Raw genomic sequence first — 2846 nt, forward strand, 5'->3', positions numbered from 1 at the left:
CTTATATAGACGTTAAAGAAATGTAAAATTTTCAGAATGAATTGAAAATTTTGAAAGAAAAAATGTTTGAAAAATTACTGTGGGGAGATGAGAAGCGGGATTTATCCGGAGAAAGCTTTTTGGAAAAAGAGCGGGGATAGGTTGATAAAAGAGCGGAAAGGGGAAAACGGACAGGAAGCAAATTCCATAAAACGGATAAAGATATATGCCTCATACTTATCCCATACTTCTCAGTAGCTTAGGACTAGTGTATGTGTCGCATTTCTCATACAGGCACCATACACTCCCCATACACTCCCCATACACTCCCCATACACTCCCCATACACTCACCATACACTCACCATACACTCCCCATACACTGTGCATACACTCCCCACCGTCTGTCTCGTCCTAATATAGCTATACAGGTTAAGAAATAATCCTGAAATTGTTTTACAGTCTGTCATGTAAATCCTGATTTTACTTTACACTGTCATATGGCAGAGCTGGTTGCCTGATGTTTTTTATAATTCTTCCATCTTTTTTTAAGCTGCCGGTTGAGTTATGTGCCTGCAAAGGAGTTAGGTAATCACAACTATCTCATCACTTCGGCGCCCTGCGGTACAGGTAAAATGCCAATCCCCCGAACAGCATATTCGGAATCCACACTGCCAGCAGCGGGTTCAGGTCCGCTTTTACGGAAAACACGGTGGCGAACTGCAGGAATATAATATAACTGGCACTGATAACGATACCTACTGCCAGGTGTAGTCCACTTCCTCCCCTTACTTTTTTGGCGGCAATAATGCCCCCGATCAGGGTGAGGATCACCACGGCAAAAGCAGCTGAAGTTCTCCTGTAGTACTCTACCCAATAGGTATTAAGCCCTTCCGCCCCGCGGATGCTTTCCCGCTGGATATACCGCCGGAGATCGGGAGTGGTCATGGCTTCCTGGAGGTTTTTCTCTTCCACCAGGTCTTTTGGTACCAGTGGTATTTTGAGCAGGGTATCCTGTTTGCTGATCCAGGTTTCTTTTAACCCGTTCATAGTGCGCATGGATACATAGTCCAGTTTCCATTTTTTTGTGGTGGAATCCCAGCTGATACGGTCGGCCTTTAGTTTAAAGGTCATGTTTTGCTTATCCACAACAGACAGCACAAAGTTACTTCCGCTTTTATAGTTGGGATCGTAGGTACCAAAGGTGACGTAGGTGAAACTATCGATACGGGTGGTCCGGTCGTATTGTGATTTCTCGTCGTCGTGACTGTGGAGGTATTTGTTTTCAAAGCCGGTACGGATGCGGTTGGCGTTGGGCACCACCCAGTAGTTAGCCAGCCAGAGCACTCCACCGAACAGGAATGCGCCCATCCAGTAGGGACGCAGAAAACGGCGAAAGCTTACGCCGGAAGCCAGGATAGCGATGATTTCCGAGCGGTAGGCCATCTTGGAAGTAAAAAATATAACCGACAGGAATATAAACAGCGGGAACAGTAAAGCGAGGATGTGGGGTATAAAGCCGAAATAATAATCCACTATAATTTCATGCAGCGACAGGTGGTGCTTCATGAAGTCGTCCACCTTTTCCGTAGTGTCGATCACTACAGAAATCAATAGGAATATCATCAGGGAGTAAATGAAAGTACCTATGAGCTTGCGTAAAATGTACCAGTCAATTTTAGTCATGACCCCAAAGATATTAGTTTATTTTATAGTGCGGACTTTTACAGCCGTGTTTTCAGCTGTTCGATCATCCCCGTTTTCCAGGAGGAGAAGGTACCGGCCAGTATTTGTTTACGGGCTTCCTTCACCAGTTCCAGGTAAAATGCCAGGTTGTGGATACTGGCTAATGTCATGCCTAAAATTTCCCCGGCTACAAACAGGTGTCGCAGGTATGCTTTTGAGTAGGTGCTGGTAGCAAAGCAGGGACTGTTGGCATCGATGGGGTTAAAGTCGGTGGCCCATTTTTTATTGCGGATATTCACTACCCCGTTCCAGGTGAACAACATGCCGTTACGGCCATTGCGGGTGGGCATCACACAGTCGAACATATCGATACCGAGGGAAATATTCTCCAGGATATTCCAGGGAGTTCCCACGCCCATGAGGTAACGGGGTTTATCGGCTGGCAGTGATTCACATACCAGTCCGCACATTTCGTACATCTCATTTTCCGGTTCTCCTACACTGAGGCCACCAATGGCGTTACCGGCGCAGTTGCGGGAAGCGATATACTCAGCCGAGGCTTTACGGAGATCTTTATAGGTGCTGCCCTGCACAATAGGGAACAGGGTTTGCTCGTGACCGTATGCGGGTTCAGTATCATTGAGTCGTGTGATGCAGCGGTCGAGCCAGCGGTGCGTGAGCTCCATCGACTTACGTGCATAGCGGTATTCCGACGGGTAGGGCGGGCATTCGTCAAAGGCCATAATGATATCGGCGCCAATGGTGCGCTGGATATCCATCACATTTTCGGGAGTGAAAAGGTGGCGGGAACCGTCGATATGCGATTGGAACACTACGCCTTCTTCCTTGATCTTACGGTTGGCTGCCAGGGAAAATACCTGGTAACCGCCGCTATCGGTAAGGATAGGTCGGTTCCAGCCATTGAATTTATGTAAGCCCCCTGCAAGTGATAATACTTCCAGGCCGGGTCTTAAGTACAGGTGATAGGTATTGCCTAGAATGATCTGGGCCTGTACATCTGCACGCAGCTGCTCCTGTGTAACAGCTTTTACGCTGCCCACAGTGCCTACCGGCATGAAAATGGGTGTTTCTATTTCCCCGTGGGCGGTGGTAATTTTCCCTGCCCTGGCATTACTGCCGCTGTCTGTAGTTATCAGTTCAAAATTCACTCGTCGGTATTTC

Annotated in this window: 2 protein-coding genes; both read right to left on the reverse strand. The window is 47.6% G+C overall.

The features are described from left to right. Positions 1 to 584: 584 nt before the first annotated feature. On the reverse strand, positions 585 to 1664 hold the full coding sequence (locus VN105_RS01280; RefSeq protein ID WP_325637139.1) for an LptF/LptG family permease: 1080 nt from the start codon (positions 1662 to 1664) through the stop codon (positions 585 to 587). Between the two features lie 38 nt (positions 1665 to 1702). Beyond that, positions 1703 to 2833, reverse strand: a complete 1131-nt coding sequence (tgt, locus tag VN105_RS01285; RefSeq protein ID WP_325637141.1) for a tRNA guanosine(34) transglycosylase Tgt — start codon at positions 2831 to 2833, stop codon at positions 1703 to 1705. Positions 2834 to 2846 lie beyond the last annotated feature (13 nt).

It is taken from the genome of Chitinophaga sp., from assembly GCF_035564935.1.
Lineage (GTDB): Bacteria > Bacteroidota > Bacteroidia > Chitinophagales > Chitinophagaceae > Chitinophaga.

Bases quoted from the DNA above. Each gene is read 5' to 3' on its own strand.
- VN105_RS01280 (WP_325637139.1), bottom strand. From the start codon at position 1,664: ATGACTAAAATTGACTGGTACATTTTACGCAAGCTCATAGGTACTTTC.